Genomic DNA, 18464 nt, shown 5'->3' on the forward strand with positions numbered 1-18464 from the left:
AAGACCGGCCGCGGTTTTCCTGGTTCCCGGTTACACCACTTCGAGATCGGCCTTCGTCGCCGCGGTGAGTTGATCCATGGCGGACTGCACACGTTCGTCGGTGGGCCCTTCGACCAGGAGACGAAGCTTGGGTTCGGTCCCGGAATAGCGCACAAGCACACGACCAAGATTGCCGAGCTCGCTTTCGATTTTTTTGATTACCGCAGGCAGCGTCGGAAGCGATTCGAGCGGTTTCTTGTCCTTCACTTTAAGAGCGGCGGTAAGTTGCGGAAATTTACGCAAGCCACGCCGCAACTCCGACAACGGCTTACCGGTTTCCAGCATCACTTCGATCACTTTAAGCGCGGCGACCAAACCGTCGCCCGTGGGTGAAATATCCGAACAAATCACGTGGCCCGACGATTCGCCGCCGAGGGTGGCGCCTTCAGCCAGCATCCGCTCAATTACATAACGGTCGCCGACATCCGTGCGACTCACGCGACCACCGGCGGCTTGCACCGCCGCGTCGACGCCCAGGTTGCTCTGCACCGTGATCACGAGGGTGTTTTTCTCGAGTTGCTTTTGCTTCAGCGCACGCAACGCGAGCAGCGTGAGAATTTCATCACCGTCGAGGACGTCGCCGTTTTCGTCACACAGGATACAACGATCGGCGTCGCCATCGTGGGCGATGCCCAGACGCGCCCCAACGGTTTTGACTGCCGCGGACATTTTTTCGGGATGCTGGCTGCCCACGTCCGCGTTGATGTTTTGGCCGTCGGGTTGGTTCGCGATCAGCGTCAATTCCGCGCCGAGATTTTCCAGCACCGTGCGGCTGCTAACGCACGCCGCGCCATTTGCGGTATCAAGGACAATTTTCCAGTTCTGTAAACTGTCAGGCGGCAAAAGTGCGCCAGTGAGTTCGAGGTAGGTCGCAAGTGCGTCCGTCTTTTGCGCTAGCCGATCTTCGTCGCTCAACACGCTTGGCGAAACCGGCAGGAGATGCTCGATCTGGCTCTCATCAGAATCCGTGAGCTTGATGCCGTTGGAACCGAAAAATTTAATGCCGTTGTCGCTCGCGGGATTGTGCGACGCCGTGATCACCACGCCGAACGCAGCCGCACTACTGCGCGTCAGCAAACTCACCACGGGAGTCGGCACGATGCCGAGGCTGATGGGTTGAAAGCCTTCTGAAGCGATCCCGGCGGCGAGCGCGCTTTCAAGCGACGGCCCGGAAGCACGCGTGTCGCGACCGATGAAAACATCCTTGGATGAAGTGCGCATCTTGCCCTTGGCAAAACGCGCCGCTGCTGCGCCGAGACGCCACGCGAAATCCTCATTCATCGTGGCGCTGCCGTAGGGGGCGCGGACTCCATCGGTTCCGAAATATTGGCGCTTCATGAGAGATAAAATTCTTTCGTGGCCGTGATCTTGGCGCGCACCGCACCGCCGAGCAAGAGTTGGCGCGCAGTCTCGATGCCTGCGCGGATTTCGGGCGTGTGCCCGGTGACATGGAGCCCAACCGCGGCGTTGAAGACAATGGTGTCAACCAAGCCGCCCGGTCCTTTGCCCGTCAGAATCGCTTCCACGATCGCGAGATTTGCGGTGACGTCCCCACCTTGCAGTTCACTGAACGGAGAAATTTTCAGGCCAAAATCGGTGGCGCGCCACGTCGCCCGCACGTCGCGCAACCGGCCCACGCCGCGCACGTAGTTGTCCGTGGCCGTCGTGAGTTCGTCGATGCCTTGCGTCGCGCTGATAATCCCGTGGCCGACCAAACCGGCCTCCTGGCCGAGTTCGTCGAGCGCGCTCGCAAGTTTTTCCACCAATGGCTGCGAATACACGCCGAGCAGAATGTGCGCGGGTCGCCCGGGATTAATCAACGGCCCAAGAATATTGAACACCGTGCGCTGGCCTTGCGCGGCGAGCGCCTTGCGCACCGGCCCGATGTGTTTGAACGACGGGTGATAATTCGGCGCGAAGAAAAACACATAGCCCAACTTATCGAGGGCTGCGCGTAATTTCTCCGGCGACGCCGCCAAGTCCACGCCCAGCGCCGCAAGCAGATCGGCGCTGCCGCATTTTGAGGTGATACCACGATTGCCGTGTTTCATCACGGGCACGCCGGCGCAGGCGAGCACCAGCACGACCAGACTGGAAATATTAAACCCACCGGCGTGATCGCCGCCGGTTCCCACGATGTCGATGGCACGCGGTGACCATGGGCCGACACCCGGATCGATCGCGCGGGCGCGAAATGCTTTAGCAAACGCGGCGATCTCGCTCGCGGTTTCGCCCTTGAGCGCGAGCGCGGTGAGAAATGCGCCTTTGATGTCGTCCGGTTCTTCTGTCGCCGCGAGCGCGGCCGCAGCGAGCGCAACTTCCTCAGGGGTTAAATTCTGCCGTGCAGCCAGCTTGGGAGTGAGCTCAACGAGTAGGGCCATTCGTGAACGCAGAAGAATCATTTCTCGCCGCGCGCGCAAAGCATAAAACTCGACAGCGTCATGAGTTATTGAATCCTCACCGCGTGCGTTTCTATAAGAACAATCTCGTGACAGCCGCGCTGCTGTGCCTCTCGTTTTGCGCTCCCGCGCTCGCGCAAGAAAAAGCCCAGCAGCCCGTCGCCGAATTGAGCGTGGGAGACGCCATCGTGCTGGGCGTGGTCGAAGGCGTGACGGAATTTCTACCCATCTCTTCCACCGGTCACCTCATCATCGCAAATCGTGTGCTGGGATTGGAATCGGAGGAGCAGTTAACCGATAAAACCGGCCAGCCGCTCTGGTATAAAAAACCTTCGGAAAAAAATCCTGAAGGCCGGCCGCTCACCCTGAAACTCGCCGCAGACACCTACGCCGTCGTGATTCAAGTCGGCGCGATTGCCGCCGTGGTAGTGCTCTATTGGTCGCAACTCACCGCGATGCTCGCGGGTTTGTTTGGGCGCAGCAGTTCGGGCGTGCGCTTGCTGCGGAATGTGCTGCTGGCATTCGCGCCGGTGGCGTTTGCCGGATTTTTCCTGAGCGGCCTAATCGATAAATATCTTTTTTCCGTCGGCTCAGTCATCGGATCGCTCGTGATCGGCGCCTTCATCATGTTGTGGGCCGAAAAATGGCGGCGGGCCAACTCCCGCGTCGGTTCATCGCAAAACGAACCCGCTGATCTCACGCCACAACGCGCTCTTGGCATCGGTCTCGCGCAATGTCTCGCCCTGTGGCCCGGCACGAGTCGCTCGATGATCACCATCGTCGGCGGTTATCTTGCCGGCCTGAATCCAGCCAAGGCGGCGGAGTTTAGTTTCCTGGTGGGCCTGCCCACGCTCGCGGGCGCCGCGGTTTACAAAGGCGCAAAATCCGGCGGCGCGATGATCGAAGTATTCGGATGGACGAATGTGATTGTTGGCGCGGTCGTCGCGGCAGTTTCCGCGGTGATCGCCGTTAAATTTCTCGTGCATTTTATTTCTCGGAACGGGCTGACGCTTTTCGCTTACTACCGGCTCGCACTCGCGGCGGTGCTCACGATTTTCTATCTGATCTAAGCGTCGCTCACATCCTACGGTTATAGCGCTTGACGGCCTCTTGGCCGAACCATACCAACCTCATCTTTATATCTTAAAACTGAGCCGGTTTAAAACCACCGGCACACCGCAAAAACACTTCTTTTATGGCAAATCCGAAACGCAAACAGTCCAAGCGTCGCAGCGCTAACCGCCGTGCAGCCAACGCTTTCGTAGCTCCTGAATTCGCGAAAGACACCGATGGCGGCCAGTTCCGCCCTCACCGCGTGAACCCGAAGACGGGTATTTATCGCGGTCGCCAGGTTCTGAACGTCGAAGTCTAAGCCTCGTCGGGCAGGTTTTCCGTTATCCACCCCGAAACGGCCATTCCCGCGTCAGCTCAAGCCCGTATCGCGGTCGACGCGATGGGGGGCGATCTCGGGCCGTCCGAAGTAGTCGAAGCCGTCAAGCTTGCCTTGGCGGCTGATGCTTCTCTCGCGCCCATCGTCGTGGTGGGCGATCAAGCGGTGCTGGATCCGTTACTGGCTGCGGCCGGTTTGAAAGGTCACGCCAAGGTCTCAGTCGTGCATGCTTCCGAGGTTATTACCATGGAAGACAAGCCGCTGAAGGCGCTGAAAACCAAGAAGGATTCATCGATGGTTCGAGCCATCGAGCTGGTCAAAAGCGGCCAAGCCAGCGTTACCATTAGCTCGGGCAATACCGGGGCATTGATGGCCGGCAGCACGTTGAAGTTGCGGATGATGGACGGCGTGGATCGCCCTGCCCTTGCCGCCGTGATTCCGCGTGCGGAAGGCCATTTTATTCTCATCGACGCCGGCGCCAATCCCGAAGCCAAGCCCGAGCACTTAATGCATAACGCCATTCTCGGCGCGAATTACGCGAAGGTCATTCTCGGCGTTAAAAACCCTCGCGTCGGTCTCATCACGATCGGCACCGAGGAAGGTAAAGGCAATGCGCTGATCACCGAGACGCACGAGCATCTCAAGAAGATCACTTCGGTTATCAATTACGTCGGCCCGATCGAAGGCTTTCAGGTCTTTCGCAATACCGTCGACGTCGTGGTCTGCGATGGATTTGTCGGCAACACGCTGCTCAAGACGTGGGAATCGCTCGCAAAATTTATCACGTCGATGCTCAAGGAAGAGCTGAAGGCCAACCCGCTCCGCATGGGCGGCGCGATCCTCGCGAAAGGCGCGTTTAATTCCCTTAAGCGTCGCATGAACCCCGATGAATACGGCGGGGCGCCCCTGCTGGGGGTGCGGGGTAATGTCATGAAAGCTCACGGTTCGAGCAATCGGCACGCGTGGGCAAACGCGATCAAGGCCGCTGGCAAAATCATCAAACACGATCTTTATCATCATATCGAAGCCGACGTCGCCAGTGCCAACACGCTGACTCAAGCGCCGACTACCGAGGTCAGTTCTAACTAAATTTCTTTCATGGCTTCCGTCATCATTGCTGGGGTGGGTTCCTATGCCCCGAAACGCGTTCTTACCAACGCCGATCTCATGAAAATCGTCGATACGACTGACGAATGGATCGTAAGCCGCTCGGGAATCCGCGAACGCCATATCGCCGCTGATGACGAAGCCACTTCCGATCTCGCGATCAAGTCCGCCGAGTCCGCTTTAATCGACGCCAATATCAAGGCTTCCGAAGTCGACTTGCTGATTGTCGCGACCGCGACCCCCGACTACCCCTTGCCCTCGACCGCTTGCGTGGTGCAACACAAGCTCGGCGTGCCGCCCCATGCGACTTGCTTCGATATTTCGGCGGCGTGCAGTGGTTTTCTTTACGCCATGGAGGTCGCCTACGGGTTGATCCTCACCAACCGCTACAAATGCGCGCTCATCATCGGCGCGGAAAAGCTTTCCTCCATCGTCGACTGGAAGGATCGCACCACCTGCGTGCTCTTCGGCGACGGCGCCGGCGCAGCGGTCTTGAAGAAAGTCGATCAACCCGGGATCGGCATTATCGGTTCCGATCTCGGTGCCGATGGCGAAATGGTGGATGCGCTTTTGATGCCCGGCGGCGGCAGTCGTTGCCCAGCCTCGACTAAATCAGTCGAAAGCGGCCAGCATTTCCTGCGCATGAAAGGCAAAGAGGTGTTCAAGAACGCTGTCCGTGTCATGGAGACGGTCGCCCGCGAAATGGTGGAACAACACCACCTGACCGTTGACCAAATCAGCCTCGTTATTCCCCATCAGGCCAACATCCGCATCATTGAGGCGCTTTCCACCAATCTCGGCATCCCGATGGAGAAGTTTTACGTCAATCTTGACCGCTACGGTAACACCTCCGCCGCTTCCATCCCGCTCGCCTTGGACGAGGCCCGTCGCGCCGGTCGCATCAAGCCGGGCGATTATACGCTCTTCGTGGCCTTCGGCGCTGGCTTGACCTACGGCTCCACTCTTATTCGCTGGTAATCATTCATTTCATGCGTCGCCTCATTCTCTGTTTCTCTTTTGCAGCTCTCGCCGCCCTCGCGCTGATTCCCGCGCGCCTCGCGGCTGACCTCGTCTGGACGCCCCAGACTGGCTGGCGCGTGGAAGGTGGCGCGCTGAGCGCCATTGCCGGCCCAGAAGGCCAAAATGCCCTCGAGCTGATGAACAAAGCCCGCGCCGAAGAAGAAAGCGGCGACATCAGTTCGGCCCGTAAGCTTTACGTTCAAGTCAGCAAAAAATTCCCGAATTCCATCTACGCTTCCGAGGCCCTTTATCGCGCCGGTTTGATGTATGGAAAGCGCGATCAGTTCTACAAGAGCTTCGATTCGTTCCAGCAGATGCTCGTGCGTTACCCGAGCTCCGAGAAATTCATCCAAGTCATCGGGGAACAATACCGCATCGCCACGCAACTCGCCGAAGGCAAACGCGCGAAGATTTTCGGCATTATCCCCGGCTTCAAAAATCGCGAAAAAGCCCTCGAATACTACGAGACCATCGTCCGCACCGCGCCTTACAGCGACTACGCGCCGCTCGCGTTGATGAACGCCGCCCGCGGCTACAAGAACATCCGCGAAACCGAAGCGGCCATCGACGCGCTCGACCGCATGATCAACACCTACCCGCGCAACGTGTTGACTCCCGACGCCTACCTGAAAATCGCCCAGACGCACGCCTCGCTCGTGGACGGCCCGTATTACGATCAGGCTTCGACCAAAGAAGCCGTAACTTACTACGAAGATTACATGATCCTCTTCCCGGGCGACGCAGGCATGACCTCCGCCGAAAAGGGCTTGGACGACATGAAAATCGTCCTCGCGAAGAGCAAGCTCACCATCGCGGATTACTATTTCAAATACCGCAAAAACTACAAAGCCGCCCGCGTCTTCTACAACGAAGCGATCACCGTTTATCCCGACTCCGAAGTCGCCACCCAAGCCCGCGCCAAGCTCGTCGTCGTTGACGCCAAGCTCGAAGAACAATCTGCGGCCGCCGCCAGTCAACCCGCCGCCAAGCCAAAAGCTCCGGCGAAGAAGAAACGTTTCTGGCTGTTCTAAGCCAAAGTTTGCCGCGAGCGTTGCCCCGCCCTGTTGCCATGATTCCCGCTCGCCCCGTTTCCGAAAAACGCGCTGCCGCCCGCACGATGGGTCTGATGGGGTTGTGCATCGCACTTTGCTTCGCGTTGAGCGGTTGCGCCGGCTATCAACTCGGCACCGGCAGCACGCCGCAGTTCTCCACCCTGTTTATCGCGCCGGTTAAGAGCGAGGCGCTGATTCCGCAGGCTCAGGTGCTTGTCACCACGCAACTGCGTGAAGCTATTATTCGCGACAGCCGCGTCAAATTAGTCGACTCACCCGATAGCGCCGATGCCACGCTGCACATTTCGCTGATCGGCTACGACCGTGCCATCGCGGTCGCCCGCTCGGACGACACCGGACTTGCGCGCCGCTTCGACGTTTCACTCCGTGCGCAGGCCACGCTCACGGACAATCGCACGAAGAAAGATTACTTCCTGCAACGCCCGCTTCTCGCCAAACGCGGCGTGTTTACCGACAGCGGCCTCGTGCCATCCGAATATCAAGCAATGCCGCTGCTCGCCGAGCAGCTCGCGAAAGAAACCGTTCACGCCGTTCTCGACACGTGGTGAATTCAACACGCGTTACCCGCGCGTGTTAAAACAAGGTTGAGCTGACGCCGCCACGCGTGCTCCATGGAAAGCGAAATGTCGCTTCCCGCCATCCTCGCTCCGTCTCTTCTCGCCGGCGACCACGCCAACCTCGGTGCCAGCGCACTCGTCGCCGCCAACTCCGGCGCGCCGTGGCTCCACATCGACATCATGGACGGCCATTTCGTGCCCAACTTGACGTTCGGTCCCGAAGTGCCCGCGGCGCTGCGACGCGCCGGAGCAACTCAGTTTTTCGATACGCACTTGATGGTCGAAAACCCTGACGCGTTTATCGAACCGTTCGCCAAAGCCGGCGCCAATCTGCTCAGCGTCCACATCGAGCCGAACTACGATCACCGTCGCACGCTCGCTCGCATCCGCGAACTCGGTTGCCAGTGCGGCATCGTGCTCAATCCCGGCACGCCCGCCGCGGCCATCGAAAGCCTGTTGGACTGCGTCGACCTCGTGCTCGTCATGACCGTGCAACCCGGTTTCGGCGGCCAGCCCTTCCGGCGCGACATGCTGCCAAAATTGCAACAGGTCGACCAATGGCGCCGCGAGCGCGGCCTGAAATTCCGCCTCGAAGTGGATGGCGGCATCGATCTCGCAAGTGCGTTGGAATGTCGGTCCGCGGGCGCCGACACTTTTGTCGCGGGCACTTCTTTTTTTCGCGCCGCCGATAAAATCACGTTCGCGAAAACCATTGCCCAACTTCCGTGAAGCCATGGAAATTCGCTGCGGCAGTTATTTAGTTTCCGACGACGCCGCGCGACTCCAGCCCGCGGCGGTTCATGGTTATCTCAGCAGTTCTTATTGGAGCGAAAACATCCCGCTGGAAACCGTGCGACGCGCGCTGGAAAATTCTCTCTGCATCGGCGCTTACGATCAGTCCGGCGCACAGGTCGCGCTCATCCGCGTCATCAGCGATTATGCCACCTACGCCTACCTGTGTGATGTCTACGTGCTCGAAGCGCATCGCAAGCAAGGCCTCTCGAAAGCGATGATGACTTTCACGCTCCAACATCCCCGTCTGCAAGGCTTGCGCACGTGGAATCTCCGCACGCGTGACGCCCACGGGCTCTACGCACAGTTCGGCTTCAAGCCGATCGAGAATCACGAGAGCTACATGGTGCTCCGGCTGATCAACGCTTACGCGCCTGAGCAGCCGTTTCCTCGTTAATCCGCTTTCTGTGTAGCGCGCGCCATTTCGGCGGCTTTCACGTATTGCAGGCGGAATTGATTCGCGAGCGAGTTGGCCAGACGGATTTCGTCGACTTTGTTTTTCGAGTTCAGCGCCTGCTTGATGCGACCGTTCATTTCCTCATACGAAACTGCTGACATGTCGCTCATCACCGCGATCGCATCGGCGGGCATACCGGCCTTGATGATCGCCCGCCACGCCTCGACGAGTTCCGTGTGCGTATCGAGGCACATCACGCGAATCACGAAAGCCATTTCGCGGAAAATACCGCCTGTCCACGCTCCATTGTAAACCAGCGGATTCGTGCCTTCGTAAGGATTCACATCGGGATCGGAGCGATATTGAGCAAAGTCTGACGTGTAGAAGTCGCGGCGAATCGGCAGACGACGCAGTTCGTAACGATCCGTCCCACCCGGTGTGCCGGTTTTAAAATTCCAGAGTTTTTGTCCGTCCATCGACAACGCGTATTCCATGAACGCGAGCGCTGCACTCGGGTTAGGCGAGCCCCGCATCACCGCAATAGGATCGGGCGAAAGCACGGTGCCGTCCGGCGGCGAATAGTAACCTACGCGCCCGTGCGAGCCATCAAGCCGCAGTGCAGTATTCTGGTAACTGCCGCGCCCGTAGAAATCGATGCACATGCCGATTGCGGAGTTGCCCTGGATGACGTCGATTGGCGGTTTTTGCGAGGTGTCGGTGAAGTAGCGCGCGTTGGCTCCGGCTTTTTGGAGGAGTTGTAAGCCACTTGCCCAACCGGCGGCGACGGCGTCTTTCTCGAGGCCCTTCCGCTCTTTTCCGGTCTCACGTTCGAGGCGCGCCCACTGGCGATAAATGTGTTGCTGAATGACGTTTTCGAACGCCTTCGCGATTGAACTGCTCTTCGTCGGATCACACAGCGCGACTTCGCCCTGCAGTTTCGGATTCTCCAAATCGTCCCACGAGCGCGGCTCTGACGTGATGCCGATTCGCGCGAGCGCGTCACGGTTGTAGATCATGCCGTAGCTGCTCAACACATCGCCGACCCAACGCCCTTGTTTGTCCCAGTAAGGTTCGCCCGTAAACGACTGCGGAATGACATCATCCTTAAACCACTCGGGATGCAGCTTCATGATGCCGGAATCGACGAGCCGGCCTGCATTCGCCTGACGAATGAAATCGAAACTACCACCGCCGAAAAAGATATCGATGCCGCAACTGATCTTGGATTCCAGAAACGCGCGGCGCGCCGCCATCTCGGGCGTGTCGTCCGCCGGGGTGTCGTCAGGCGTCAGGCGCGGATTATGAAACGCCGCCTGCACTTCGATGCTCCATGGACGATTCAGCGTGCGCGTCCAATAATTTTGAAACGCCGACACGTATTCCGACTCGAGGAAGCGCGTGATCTCGCTCGTGCCGCCGATGACACGCCAGTCGAGCGCGATGGTTTTCCCGGTCTTTGCGCGATACCACTCGCGAAAGCCGTGCGTGTATTCATGACGCAGCGCTTCGTTGTGCGGCGTAATGACGACCAGTGTTTCGTCGGCATTGCGGATCGTCACCTGCTTTTTGCGAAACACAAAAGGCAGTCCGACAATCGCCACCAGCGCGAGAATGATGAGCGCGCGTTTCATGCGTGCAGCTTATCCAACCAACACCACGACATCTTCCGGTTCGACCGTCGCGTAGAGTTCGCCGCGCGTAGCCCCGTCAACGAAACGCGGATTACGTTCGAAGATTTTCAATTTGGCACCGTTGCCCGTGATAAATTCATACTGCGCGACTTCGCCGAGGTAAATCGATTCGCCGATGCGTCCGCGCACTACATTACGCGCCTCAGGGTTGCGATGGAGTTCCCAACACTCGGGGCGAATCGAAACCGTTACCTCGGCCCCCACCGCCGGAATGCACGTCGGGTCTCCAAACACGCCGTCGAATTTTCCGACCGCAGTTTCCACCGTCACGTGGTTGCCCACGATGCCGAGCACCTTGCCGGGGAGGAAATCGGTTTCGCCAATGAAGTTCGCCACGATCTTGCGCGTCGGACGTTTGTAAACTTCGCGCGGCGTGCCGACTTGAAGAATGTGCCCGTGATCGAGAATCGCCATGCGATCGGCGATGGATAGCGCCTCCTTCTGATCGTGCGTGACGTAAACGGTCGTCAGTTGAAACTCCTTACACACGCGACGGATTTCCGTGCGCATCTCAAGTCGGAGTTTCGCGTCGAGATTGGAAAGCGGTTCGTCGAGCAACAAGCAGCGTGGACGAATTACCAATGCGCGCGCCAACGCCACGCGTTGCTGCTGGCCGCCGGAAAGCTGGTTGGGTTTGCGGTCGGCGTAGACATCCATGCGCACCGACGCGAGCGCGTCACCGACGCGTTTTTTAATCTCCGCCGCCGGCACTTTGCGCTCTTCGAGACCGAACGCCACGTTTTGTGCGACCGTCATGTGCGGCCAGAGCGCGTAGCTTTGAAACATCATGCCCGTATTCCGCTTGTGCGGTTCGAGGCGCGTGACGTCTTCGTTGCCAAAAAGAATCTGCCCTTTCTCAGGAATGTAGAAACCGGCGAGGCTGCGCAGGAGCGTCGTCTTGCCGCAACCGCTCGGGCCGAGGAGAAAAAAGAGTTCGCCGGGATTGATGGTCAGGTCGAGCCCGTGGAGCGCGACTACGCTACCGAATTGTTTGGTCAGTTGCTTAACCTGGATGGAAATCATGAGGTCGTGGCCCGGTGTTCGCAGTGTGTGGTGCGGTCGAACGCTCGTTCTCGGCGAGGCAACCGGCGGGCTTCCGGTAAGTCAAAAAAATAAACCCCGTCGGACGCTTTGTAACAGATTGCCATGCCTCGGCGTTGGCTTCTTATCAGCGCATGCCCGCCCCCAAGCCCGCACCGGAACTGAAACATCTCGATCACGTGCTCGTGACGCCCCTCGCGATCAAACGCCGCATCGTCGCGCTCGGTCACAAAATCAACAAGGACTACGCCAAGAAAGACCTGATGGTCGTCGCCATCGTTAACGGGGCTCTAATTTTCACGGCTGATCTCTTGCGCAATCTCACCGGGCCGCTTCGCTTGGACTGTTTGCGCGCCTCCAGTTACCACACTGGCACCAAAGCCGTGGGCGAACCGCGCATTGTCGACCAAATGAAACTCGATGTGCGCGGCCAAAGTGTGCTCCTCGTCGATGACATCCTCGACACCGGCAAAACCCTCGCCGCCGTCGCTGGCATGCTTAAAGCCAAGGGCGCCGCTTCGGTGCGCACCTGCGTCTTACTTGATAAAAAAGCCCGCCGGGCCGTGCCTTTCGAGGCAGATTACGTCGGATTTGAGATCCCCAATGAGTTCGTCGTCGGTTACGGCCTCGATTTCAACGAACGCTACCGCCACCTGCCCTGCATCGGCGTGTTGAAGCCCAAATATTACGCCTCCTGAGCGGAGGAAAATACCTTGCACTGAACCGGCGCGGGCTTTTTCTTGCCAATCCTGTTTGGAGGGGTGGCCGAGTGGTTTAAGGCACATCTTTGCTAAAGATGCGTAGGAGAAATCTTACCGGAGGTTCGAATCCTCTCCCCTCCGCCATCCTTCGCTCGACGAGCTTCGGATGGCACGGCCAGTTGTAGAGCGCGTGATATTTTCCGCTCGCAGTGCGTATGTTGCAGCGAAGGATACCCTGCGAAGCTTTAGCGAAGCAGCGCCGGCTCGCGTTATCATTATCGGAATCGCAGTCATGCACTACGTTTACTTAATCTAAAGCACCGGGATCAAAGGCCAGCGCTACGTCGGATATACCACAGACCTGCCTCAGAGACTCAACGACCACAACAGCGGCAAAAATCTGAGCACCGCCGCGCATCGCCCATGGCAAGTATCCACTTACTGCGCGTTCTCCAGTAAAGCGCAGGCCCTCGCTTTTGAGAACTACCTGAAGTCAGGATCGGGACATGCGTTTGCCAACAAAAGGCTTGGTCGAAACTGGAGTCGCTACCGCTCAAGGGCGCTTAAAAATTACCCCACCTTTCATCACCAATTTCACCTGCCAAAGCGCGTCGATGTCCTGAGTGGGATCACCTTCGACGGCGATGAGGTCAGCCCAGAGGCTGGGTTTTACGCGACCGATTTTTTCCTCCATCAAAAGCACGCCCGCATTGACCGCGGTCGCCGCCCGCACCGCATCAGCGGGCTTCATGCCGAAACGCACGAGTTGCTGAAGTTCCAAAACGCTTTGTCCGTGCGGAAAAACACCGACATCGCTACCCGCGCCGATCGTCACCCCAGCGGCAACGGCGGCCGCGAATGATTCCTTCGCGCCGGGTCGCGCGCCCGAAACGGCCAGCGTCGGAAACCAAGTCACGCCCTGCTCCTTCATCAATTTGAAGACTTCCAACGTGCCGTTGGTGCCATGTTCGATGGATTTGACCCCTGCCAATGTCGCGCGACGCATACCTTCGGGTGTGACGGCATGCGCCGCGACTGGCCGTCCGCTGCTGCGCGCGGTTTCGACGATGAGCTTAAGTTCTTCCAATGAAAACGTCGGCTGGGCTTCGCCGTTCGGGCCCCAGCGATAATCCGCGTAAACTTTAATCCAATCCGCGCCGTGGCCAATCTGGCTGCGCACTTCTTTAATCAACGCATCGTGGCCATCCACTTCCACCGCACCTTGCGGCACGGTCCATTCGGCGGCGTAGCCTTTCGGGCCGTAGCTGCCGGTCGCGACGAGCGCTTTGGTCGTGATGATCATCCGCGGGCCGACGAGAATTCCCTGAGCGACCGCTTGCTTAAGGCCGACATCGGCCCAGCCCGCGCCCTCGGTGCCGAGATCACGAATCGTCGTGTAACCCGACATCAGCGTTGCGCGAAGATGATTCGTCGCTCGTGCCACGCGCAACGCCTCCGATTCCCGCGCAACCTGATCATTCCACGGCGTCTCGTTGTAAGGATGCAGCAACACATGCGAATGCGCTTCAATCAAACCCGGCAACAATGTGAGCCCGAGCAACTCAACCGTTTCAACTCCCTCGGTTATCAAGTCCGCCAATGCGCCTACTTGCTCGATTTTATCGCCGCGCACCACGACCGCCCAATCCGCGTGCATGTTCTCGCCATCAAATACGCGAGCGGGTTTTAGCAAATAGCCAGCCGACTCCGCGTGCGAAACTGAAACCAACAAGCAAAGTGTGACGAGAAAGCGCATGCGGTAAGTCTCGAAATTTCCCTTTATCCAGCAAGAACCGAACCAGCGCAGGATTGCACCGCTACGCTTCAACAATCTCAATGCCGCGATGCCCGATTCGGAACTGCTCCTCGACTTCGAAAATGTAACCGTTGCCCGCGGCGAAAAAAACGTGCTGCGCGGCTTCACGCTGCAAATGCGGCGCGGCGAACATGTCGCCCTCCTCGGCCCGAACGGCTCCGGCAAATCGACTCTAGTAAAGCTGATCACGGGTGAACTTTACCCGCACACCGGCGTTCGGAAGTGGCGCTTCGAATTATTTGGTCGAGAGACGTGGTCGCTCGACGATGTGCGCGAGCGCATCGGCATCGTGACGCTCGATATGCTTTCGCACCTCTCACACGAAATCACGACGCGCGTCGTGACCGGCCGCGAAATGGTGCTGTCCGGATTTTTTAATAGTCTCGGTCTCTGGCCGCACCATCGTCCGACGACGGCGCATGAACGTCGCGCGAAAGAATTACTGCGTTATCTGGAAGTCACGCATCTCGCCAATCGTTCGATGGCGGAGATGTCTTCCGGCGAACAGCGCCGCATCATGATTGGTCGCGCACTGGTGCACGATCCCGAGGCGATGATTTTGGATGAAGCGACCGCGAGCCTCGATCCCGGCGCAGTGAACGAATTTCTGCTCGTGCTGCGCAAGCTCGCGCAATCGGGAAAAAGTCTGATCGTGGTCACCCATCAAATCGCCGATCTGATTCCCGAAATCGAACGCGTGATCTTGATAAAATCAGGTCGCATCGTCGCCGACGGGCCGAAGCAAAAGCACCTGACGTCGGCATCGCTCTCGGATTTATTCGGGGCGAAATTGCGGGTCGTGCGACACGGGCAGAATTACGACATCGTCGCGGGTTGAACGTATGAAGGCCTGCCCGGAGATCAGGCCCTACCTCATGCGTCGCGATGGACAGTAGACGGCGCAAATGCCGGCAGGCACACGGCGATGTATTCGGCGCCTTCTGCGTGCGGGGTGCTGTATTGAACCCACTCGCCCTTCGGCGTGTGAATGCCTTGGCCGGCTTTGACGTTGATCGTTTCCAGTTGGGTTTTCACCTGTAGTTCGCCTTTGAGCACGACCGTGTATTCGTCGAACTCCGGGGTCTGGCCGGGTTCGACCCAGCCGCCCGGACTGCGCATGCGCGCAATGCTGGTGGACGCGGTTCCGCTATTCACGTGGCCGAAGAATTCTTCGATGAGTTTCGGTTTGTTACCGGCAGCTTCGATGACCGTGGGTTTTGCGATGAGTTTTGCCATGGGATTATTTTGTTCGGGTGCGAGCTGGTTGCAGAGCAAAAAAAAAGCCGCGAATTGCTTCGCGGCTTTGAAAATTTAGTAGCGGTAGTGCTCGGGCTTGTAGGGACCTTCGACGGGCACGCCGAGGTATTCGGCCTGCGCTTTGGTGAGCTTCGTGAGTTTCACGCCGATCTTCTCCAAGTGGAGACGGGCGACTTCTTCGTCGAGATACTTGGGCAGGCGATAGACGCCAACTTGGTAAGTATCCTTGTTCTTCCAGAGATCGAGCTGAGCGAGCGTCTGGTTCGTGAAGCTGTTCGACATGACGAACGACGGGTGGCCAGTGGCGCAACCGAGGTTCACGAGGCGACCTTCCGCGAGCATGTAGATGCTGTTACCTTTCGGGAACGTATACATGTCGTATTGCGGCTTGATCGTCACGCGCTTGGCGTCGGAGGCGTTCAGCTTCTCAACTTGGATTTCGTTATCGAAGTGACCGATGTTACACACGATGGCCTGGTCCTTCATCTTGCGCATGTGCTCAAGCGTGATGATGTCCTTGTTGCCGGTGGTGGTGACGTAAATGTCAGCGGTGCCGAGCGTGGACTCGAGCGTGTTGACTTCGAAACCTTCCATCGCGGCTTGGAGCGCGTTGATCGGATCGATTTCGGTGACAATGACGCGAGCGCCAAAGCCCTTGAGCGAAAACGCCGAGCCCTTGCCGACGTCGCCGTAACCGCACACGCAAGCAACCTTGCCGGCGATCATGACGTCGGTGGCGCGCTTGAGGCCGTCGCCGAGCGATTCGCGGCAACCATAGAGATTGTCGAACTTCGACTTCGTGACGGAATCGTTCACGTTGATCGCAGGAACGAGCAGTTTGCCCTGTTCGTGCAATTGATAGAGGCGGTGCACGCCGGTCGTCGTCTCTTCGGAAACGCCGCGCCATTCCTTCACCATCGCGGCGAAGATGCCCTTGTGGGACTTGGCGACTTTCTTGAGGAGGTTTTTGATGACCTGCTCTTCGTGCGAACCGGAAGCGGTGTTCACCCAATCGCTGCCCTGCTCCATCTCGTAGCCTTTGTGAATGAGCAGCGTGACATCGCCACCGTCATCGACGACGAGTTGCGGGCCGGTGCCGTTCGGGTGAACGAGCGCGCGCCACGTGAGATCCCAATATTCTTCGAGCGTCTCGCCTTTCCAGGCGAAGACCGGCACGCCAGTCGCCGCGATCGCGGACGCGGCGTGGTCTTGCGTCGAGAAAATGTTGCACGACGCCCAACGCACGGAGGCGCCGAGTTCGACGAGCGTCTCGATCAAGACGGCGGTCTGGATCGTCATGTGCAACGAGCCGGTGATGCGAACGCCCTTCAGGGGTTTCTTCGCACCGAATTTTTTGCGGACGGACATGAGGCCCGGCATCTCGTGCTCGGCGACGGAAATTTCTTTCCGACCCCAACCGGCGAGGCTGATGTCTTTGACGTGGTAGTCCTGTTTTGAGGACGCGGACTTTTTGGCTTTAGCCATGATAGTTTAGAGAGAGTTAAGCGTTCTTGATCGCAGCGCGGAGCGCGGCGGCCTTGTTGGTTTTTTCCCACGGCAAACCATTCTTACCGAAGTGACCGTAATTGGTCGTCTCGCGATAGATCGGACGGAGAAGGTTGAGCTGCTTGGTGATGTCAGCGGGTTTGAAGCTGAATACTTTCTTCACGGCTTCGGTGATTTGCTCGTCGGAGATACCGATCTTCGAGGTGCCGAAGGTTTCCACGCGAACCGAGACCGGTTGCGGGTGGCCGATGGCGTAGGCGAATTGGATTTCGGTGTGCGTCGCGAGACCGGCGGCAACGATGTTCTTGGCGACCCAGCGGCCCATGTAGGCGGCAGAACGGTCGACCTTGGACGGATCTTTGCCCGAGAACGCGCCACCACCGTGACGGCCCCAGCCGCCGTAAGTGTCGACGATGATCTTGCGGCCCGTGAGGCCGGAATCACCTTGCGGCCCACCGATGACGAAACGGCCGGTCGGGTTGATCAAGTATTCGGTCTTCGCGGTCAGCATGCTGGCCGGGATCACTTTCTTGATGACGTTTTCGATGATATATTTTTCGATCGTGGCGTGTTCGACGTCAGCGGTGTGCTGCGTGGAAATGACCACGTTGACGACTTCGACGGGCTTGTCGTTTTCGTAACGGACAGAGACTTGGGACTTCGCATCCGGACGGAGCCACGGCGCTTTGCCGGATTTGCGGATGGCCGTCAGCTCGCGGCCAAGACGGTGGGCAAACATGATCGGGGTCGGCATGAGCTCAGGGGTCTCATTGCACGCGTAGCCGAACATGATGCCTTGGTCGCCGGCACCCTGCTCGGCGGTCTTCTTGCCCTTGGCTTTCTTGGCATCGACGCCCTGCGCGATGTCAGAGGATTGCTTCGTGAGGTAGTTGTTGATGAAAACCTGGTCGGCGTGGAAAACGTCGTCGCCGTTCGTGTAACCGATGTGACGGATCGCCTCGCGGACGATGGACTCGTAATTGAGCTTCGCATTCGTGGTGATTTCACCGGCGAGGATGACCATGTTGGACTTAACCATGGTTTCACACGCCACGCGGCTGGATTTATCCTGAGCCAAGCAAGCGTCGAGAACGCTGTCAGAGATCAAATCCGCGACTTTGTCCGGATGACCTTCACCCACTGATTCGGAAGAGAAGACGAAAGAATTAGCCATAGGCGCTGAGAAAAGAGCGCCGCAAGTCTTCCAGCAAGCAGATTATCATCGTATCTGGATTTCATGATATGTTAACTAAGCACGGCACAGGATTGTCTTTCCCTAATGCATTCAAGTGCTAATCAAGAAGCTCACATGGCCGACCCTACTGTCATCGACCCACAGGCGATAGAAGCTCTGCGTTCGCTCAGCCCTGATGATACCGGCTTTATGAAGGAGCTGATCGATATTTATCTTCAGGATACTCCGGCTCGAATTGCGGAAGTAGAGACTTCCCTGGCAAATAAGGACGCGAACACGCTCCTGCGGGCTGCGCACACGATCAAAGGCAGCTCGGCAAACTTCGGTGCCCGCACGTTCGTGAAGATGGCGCTCGAAATCGAGAGCCACGCCAAAACGGCCAACCTCGAAGCTGCCGCCAGTTTGGTGCCGGCATTCAAAGAAGAATATGCGCGCGTGAGCGCAGCGCTTGTGCAAATCGCTAATCAGGCGTGAATCCTTGCC

At 58.2% G+C, this 18464-nt stretch carries 19 protein-coding genes, 1 tRNA gene and 1 pseudogene; 13 read left to right on the forward strand and 8 right to left on the reverse strand.

From position 1 onward, the window contains the following. Positions 1-30 precede the first annotated feature (30 nt). Positions 31-1377 carry a phosphoglucosamine mutase gene (glmM, locus tag ACRRQW_RS20380; protein WP_438483471.1) on the reverse strand — a complete coding sequence of 449 codons (1347 nt, stop codon included), beginning with the start codon at positions 1375-1377 and terminating at the stop codon, positions 31-33. Then, positions 1374-2420 carry an anthranilate phosphoribosyltransferase gene (trpD, locus tag ACRRQW_RS20385; protein ID WP_438483472.1) on the reverse strand — a complete coding sequence of 349 codons (1047 nt, stop codon included), beginning with the start codon at positions 2418-2420 and terminating at the stop codon, positions 1374-1376. The genes glmM and trpD overlap by 4 nt, the downstream gene beginning before the upstream one ends. An 83-nt stretch (positions 2421-2503) precedes the next feature. Here trpD and ACRRQW_RS20390 point away from each other — a divergent pair, with 83 nt between their 5' ends. The 8 genes from ACRRQW_RS20390 to ACRRQW_RS20425 all read left to right on the forward strand — a co-directional run bounded on the left by ACRRQW_RS20390 (position 2504) and on the right by ACRRQW_RS20425 (position 8774). Next, positions 2504-3508 (forward strand): undecaprenyl-diphosphate phosphatase, encoded by a 1005-nt coding sequence (locus tag ACRRQW_RS20390; protein ID WP_438483473.1) that lies wholly within the window; start codon positions 2504-2506, stop codon positions 3506-3508. 125 nt (positions 3509-3633) lie between these two features. Beyond that, positions 3634-3810 carry a 50S ribosomal protein L32 gene (gene rpmF / locus ACRRQW_RS20395; protein ID WP_438483474.1) on the forward strand — a complete coding sequence of 59 codons (177 nt, stop codon included), beginning with the start codon at positions 3634-3636 and terminating at the stop codon, positions 3808-3810. 66 nt (positions 3811-3876) lie between these two features. After that, positions 3877-4917, forward strand: a complete 1041-nt coding sequence (gene plsX, locus ACRRQW_RS20400; RefSeq protein WP_438483704.1) for a phosphate acyltransferase PlsX — start codon at positions 3877-3879, stop codon at positions 4915-4917. A 9-nt stretch (positions 4918-4926) separates the two neighbouring features. Next, entirely contained in the window at positions 4927-5913 is a 987-nt protein-coding gene (locus ACRRQW_RS20405; RefSeq protein ID WP_438483475.1) for a beta-ketoacyl-ACP synthase III, read from the forward strand. Between the two features lie 11 nt (positions 5914-5924). After that, positions 5925-6986: a tetratricopeptide repeat protein gene (locus tag ACRRQW_RS20410; protein WP_438483476.1), complete on the forward strand. Its 1062-nt coding sequence runs from the start codon at positions 5925-5927 to the stop codon at positions 6984-6986. 38 nt (positions 6987-7024) lie between these two features. Further along, complete coding sequence (gene lptE, locus ACRRQW_RS20415) at positions 7025-7576, forward strand: LPS assembly lipoprotein LptE (protein WP_438483477.1); 552 nt, start codon at positions 7025-7027, stop codon at positions 7574-7576. A gap of 75 nt (positions 7577-7651) precedes the next feature. Further along, positions 7652-8314 (forward strand): ribulose-phosphate 3-epimerase, encoded by a 663-nt coding sequence (gene rpe / locus ACRRQW_RS20420; protein ID WP_438483478.1) that lies wholly within the window; start codon positions 7652-7654, stop codon positions 8312-8314. 4 nt (positions 8315-8318) lie between these two features. Next, positions 8319-8774 carry a GNAT family N-acetyltransferase gene (locus tag ACRRQW_RS20425; RefSeq protein ID WP_438483479.1) on the forward strand — a complete coding sequence of 152 codons (456 nt, stop codon included), beginning with the start codon at positions 8319-8321 and terminating at the stop codon, positions 8772-8774. Here ACRRQW_RS20425 and ACRRQW_RS20430 read toward each other — a convergent pair. Together ACRRQW_RS20430 and ACRRQW_RS20435 are read right to left on the reverse strand one after the other, a co-directional pair. Further along, positions 8771-10405 (reverse strand): ABC transporter substrate-binding protein, encoded by a 1635-nt coding sequence (locus tag ACRRQW_RS20430; RefSeq protein ID WP_438483480.1) that lies wholly within the window; start codon positions 10403-10405, stop codon positions 8771-8773. The genes ACRRQW_RS20425 and ACRRQW_RS20430 overlap by 4 nt on opposite strands. A 9-nt stretch (positions 10406-10414) precedes the next feature. After that, positions 10415-11488 carry an ABC transporter ATP-binding protein gene (locus ACRRQW_RS20435; RefSeq protein ID WP_438483481.1) on the reverse strand — a complete coding sequence of 358 codons (1074 nt, stop codon included), beginning with the start codon at positions 11486-11488 and terminating at the stop codon, positions 10415-10417. 152 nt (positions 11489-11640) lie between these two features. Here ACRRQW_RS20435 and hpt point away from each other — a divergent pair, with 152 nt between their 5' ends. The 3 genes and pseudogenes from hpt to ACRRQW_RS20450 all read left to right on the forward strand — a co-directional run. After that, the gene (gene hpt / locus ACRRQW_RS20440; protein ID WP_438483482.1) at positions 11641-12204 is read left to right on the forward strand and encodes a hypoxanthine phosphoribosyltransferase; all 564 of its coding nucleotides are present in this window, start codon (positions 11641-11643) and stop codon (positions 12202-12204) included. Between the two features lie 57 nt (positions 12205-12261). Further along, positions 12262-12351, forward strand: a tRNA-Ser gene (locus ACRRQW_RS20445). Between the two features lie 181 nt (positions 12352-12532). Beyond that, positions 12533-12694: pseudogene (locus ACRRQW_RS20450) on the forward strand (GIY-YIG nuclease family protein); the annotation flags it as partial. 66 nt (positions 12695-12760) lie between these two features. On the opposite strand, the gene ACRRQW_RS20455 reads toward ACRRQW_RS20450, so the two are convergent. Then, positions 12761-13963, reverse strand: coding sequence for a metal-dependent hydrolase family protein (locus ACRRQW_RS20455; protein WP_438483483.1), 1203 nt, complete (start codon positions 13961-13963; stop codon positions 12761-12763). 88 nt (positions 13964-14051) lie between these two features. Between ACRRQW_RS20455 and ACRRQW_RS20460 the strand changes: the two genes are divergently transcribed. After that, positions 14052-14861 (forward strand): ABC transporter ATP-binding protein, encoded by an 810-nt coding sequence (locus tag ACRRQW_RS20460; RefSeq protein WP_438483484.1) that lies wholly within the window; start codon positions 14052-14054, stop codon positions 14859-14861. A 35-nt stretch (positions 14862-14896) separates the two neighbouring features. On the opposite strand, the gene ACRRQW_RS20465 is transcribed toward ACRRQW_RS20460, so the two are convergent. From ACRRQW_RS20465 to metK, 3 genes are all read right to left on the reverse strand, one after another. After that, positions 14897-15259: a cupin domain-containing protein gene (locus ACRRQW_RS20465; RefSeq protein ID WP_438483485.1), complete on the reverse strand. Its 363-nt coding sequence runs from the start codon at positions 15257-15259 to the stop codon at positions 14897-14899. 75 nt (positions 15260-15334) lie between these two features. Beyond that, positions 15335-16765 (reverse strand): adenosylhomocysteinase, encoded by a 1431-nt coding sequence (ahcY, locus tag ACRRQW_RS20470; RefSeq protein WP_438483486.1) that lies wholly within the window; start codon positions 16763-16765, stop codon positions 15335-15337. A 16-nt stretch (positions 16766-16781) separates the two neighbouring features. Further along, on the reverse strand, positions 16782-17960 hold the full coding sequence (gene metK, locus ACRRQW_RS20475; protein ID WP_438483487.1) for a methionine adenosyltransferase: 1179 nt from the start codon (positions 17958-17960) through the stop codon (positions 16782-16784). Positions 17961-18095: 135 nt separating this feature from the next. On the opposite strand from metK, the gene ACRRQW_RS20480 reads away from it, so the two are divergent. Next, positions 18096-18455 carry an Hpt domain-containing protein gene (locus tag ACRRQW_RS20480; RefSeq protein ID WP_438483488.1) on the forward strand — a complete coding sequence of 120 codons (360 nt, stop codon included), beginning with the start codon at positions 18096-18098 and terminating at the stop codon, positions 18453-18455. Positions 18456-18464 lie beyond the last annotated feature (9 nt).

The organism is Oleiharenicola lentus (assembly GCF_051660365.1).
Classification (GTDB): Bacteria; Verrucomicrobiota; Verrucomicrobiia; order Opitutales; family Opitutaceae; genus Lacunisphaera; species Lacunisphaera lenta_A.

Bases quoted from the DNA above. Each gene is read 5' to 3' on its own strand.
- ACRRQW_RS20435 (WP_438483481.1), bottom strand. From the start codon at position 11,488: ATGATTTCCATCCAGGTTAAGCAACTGACCAAACAATTCGGTAGCGTA.
- trpD (WP_438483472.1), bottom strand. From the start codon at position 2,420: ATGGCCCTACTCGTTGAGCTCACTCCCAAGCTGGCTGCACGGCAGAAT.
- rpmF (WP_438483474.1), top strand. From the start codon at position 3,634: ATGGCAAATCCGAAACGCAAACAGTCCAAGCGTCGCAGCGCTAACCGC.
- ACRRQW_RS20465 (WP_438483485.1), bottom strand. From the start codon at position 15,259: ATGGCAAAACTCATCGCAAAACCCACGGTCATCGAAGCTGCCGGTAAC.
- ACRRQW_RS20405 (WP_438483475.1), top strand. From the start codon at position 4,927: ATGGCTTCCGTCATCATTGCTGGGGTGGGTTCCTATGCCCCGAAACGC.
- ACRRQW_RS20430 (WP_438483480.1), bottom strand. From the start codon at position 10,405: ATGAAACGCGCGCTCATCATTCTCGCGCTGGTGGCGATTGTCGGACTG.
- ACRRQW_RS20480 (WP_438483488.1), top strand. From the start codon at position 18,096: ATGGCCGACCCTACTGTCATCGACCCACAGGCGATAGAAGCTCTGCGT.
- lptE (WP_438483477.1), top strand. From the start codon at position 7,025: ATGATTCCCGCTCGCCCCGTTTCCGAAAAACGCGCTGCCGCCCGCACG.
- ACRRQW_RS20410 (WP_438483476.1), top strand. From the start codon at position 5,925: ATGCGTCGCCTCATTCTCTGTTTCTCTTTTGCAGCTCTCGCCGCCCTC.
- ACRRQW_RS20460 (WP_438483484.1), top strand. From the start codon at position 14,052: ATGCCCGATTCGGAACTGCTCCTCGACTTCGAAAATGTAACCGTTGCC.
- ahcY (WP_438483486.1), bottom strand. From the start codon at position 16,765: ATGGCTAAAGCCAAAAAGTCCGCGTCCTCAAAACAGGACTACCACGTC.
- glmM (WP_438483471.1), bottom strand. From the start codon at position 1,377: ATGAAGCGCCAATATTTCGGAACCGATGGAGTCCGCGCCCCCTACGGC.
- ACRRQW_RS20455 (WP_438483483.1), bottom strand. From the start codon at position 13,963: ATGCGCTTTCTCGTCACACTTTGCTTGTTGGTTTCAGTTTCGCACGCG.
- ACRRQW_RS20425 (WP_438483479.1), top strand. From the start codon at position 8,319: ATGGAAATTCGCTGCGGCAGTTATTTAGTTTCCGACGACGCCGCGCGA.
- hpt (WP_438483482.1), top strand. From the start codon at position 11,641: ATGCCCGCCCCCAAGCCCGCACCGGAACTGAAACATCTCGATCACGTG.
- metK (WP_438483487.1), bottom strand. From the start codon at position 17,960: ATGGCTAATTCTTTCGTCTTCTCTTCCGAATCAGTGGGTGAAGGTCAT.
- rpe (WP_438483478.1), top strand. From the start codon at position 7,652: ATGTCGCTTCCCGCCATCCTCGCTCCGTCTCTTCTCGCCGGCGACCAC.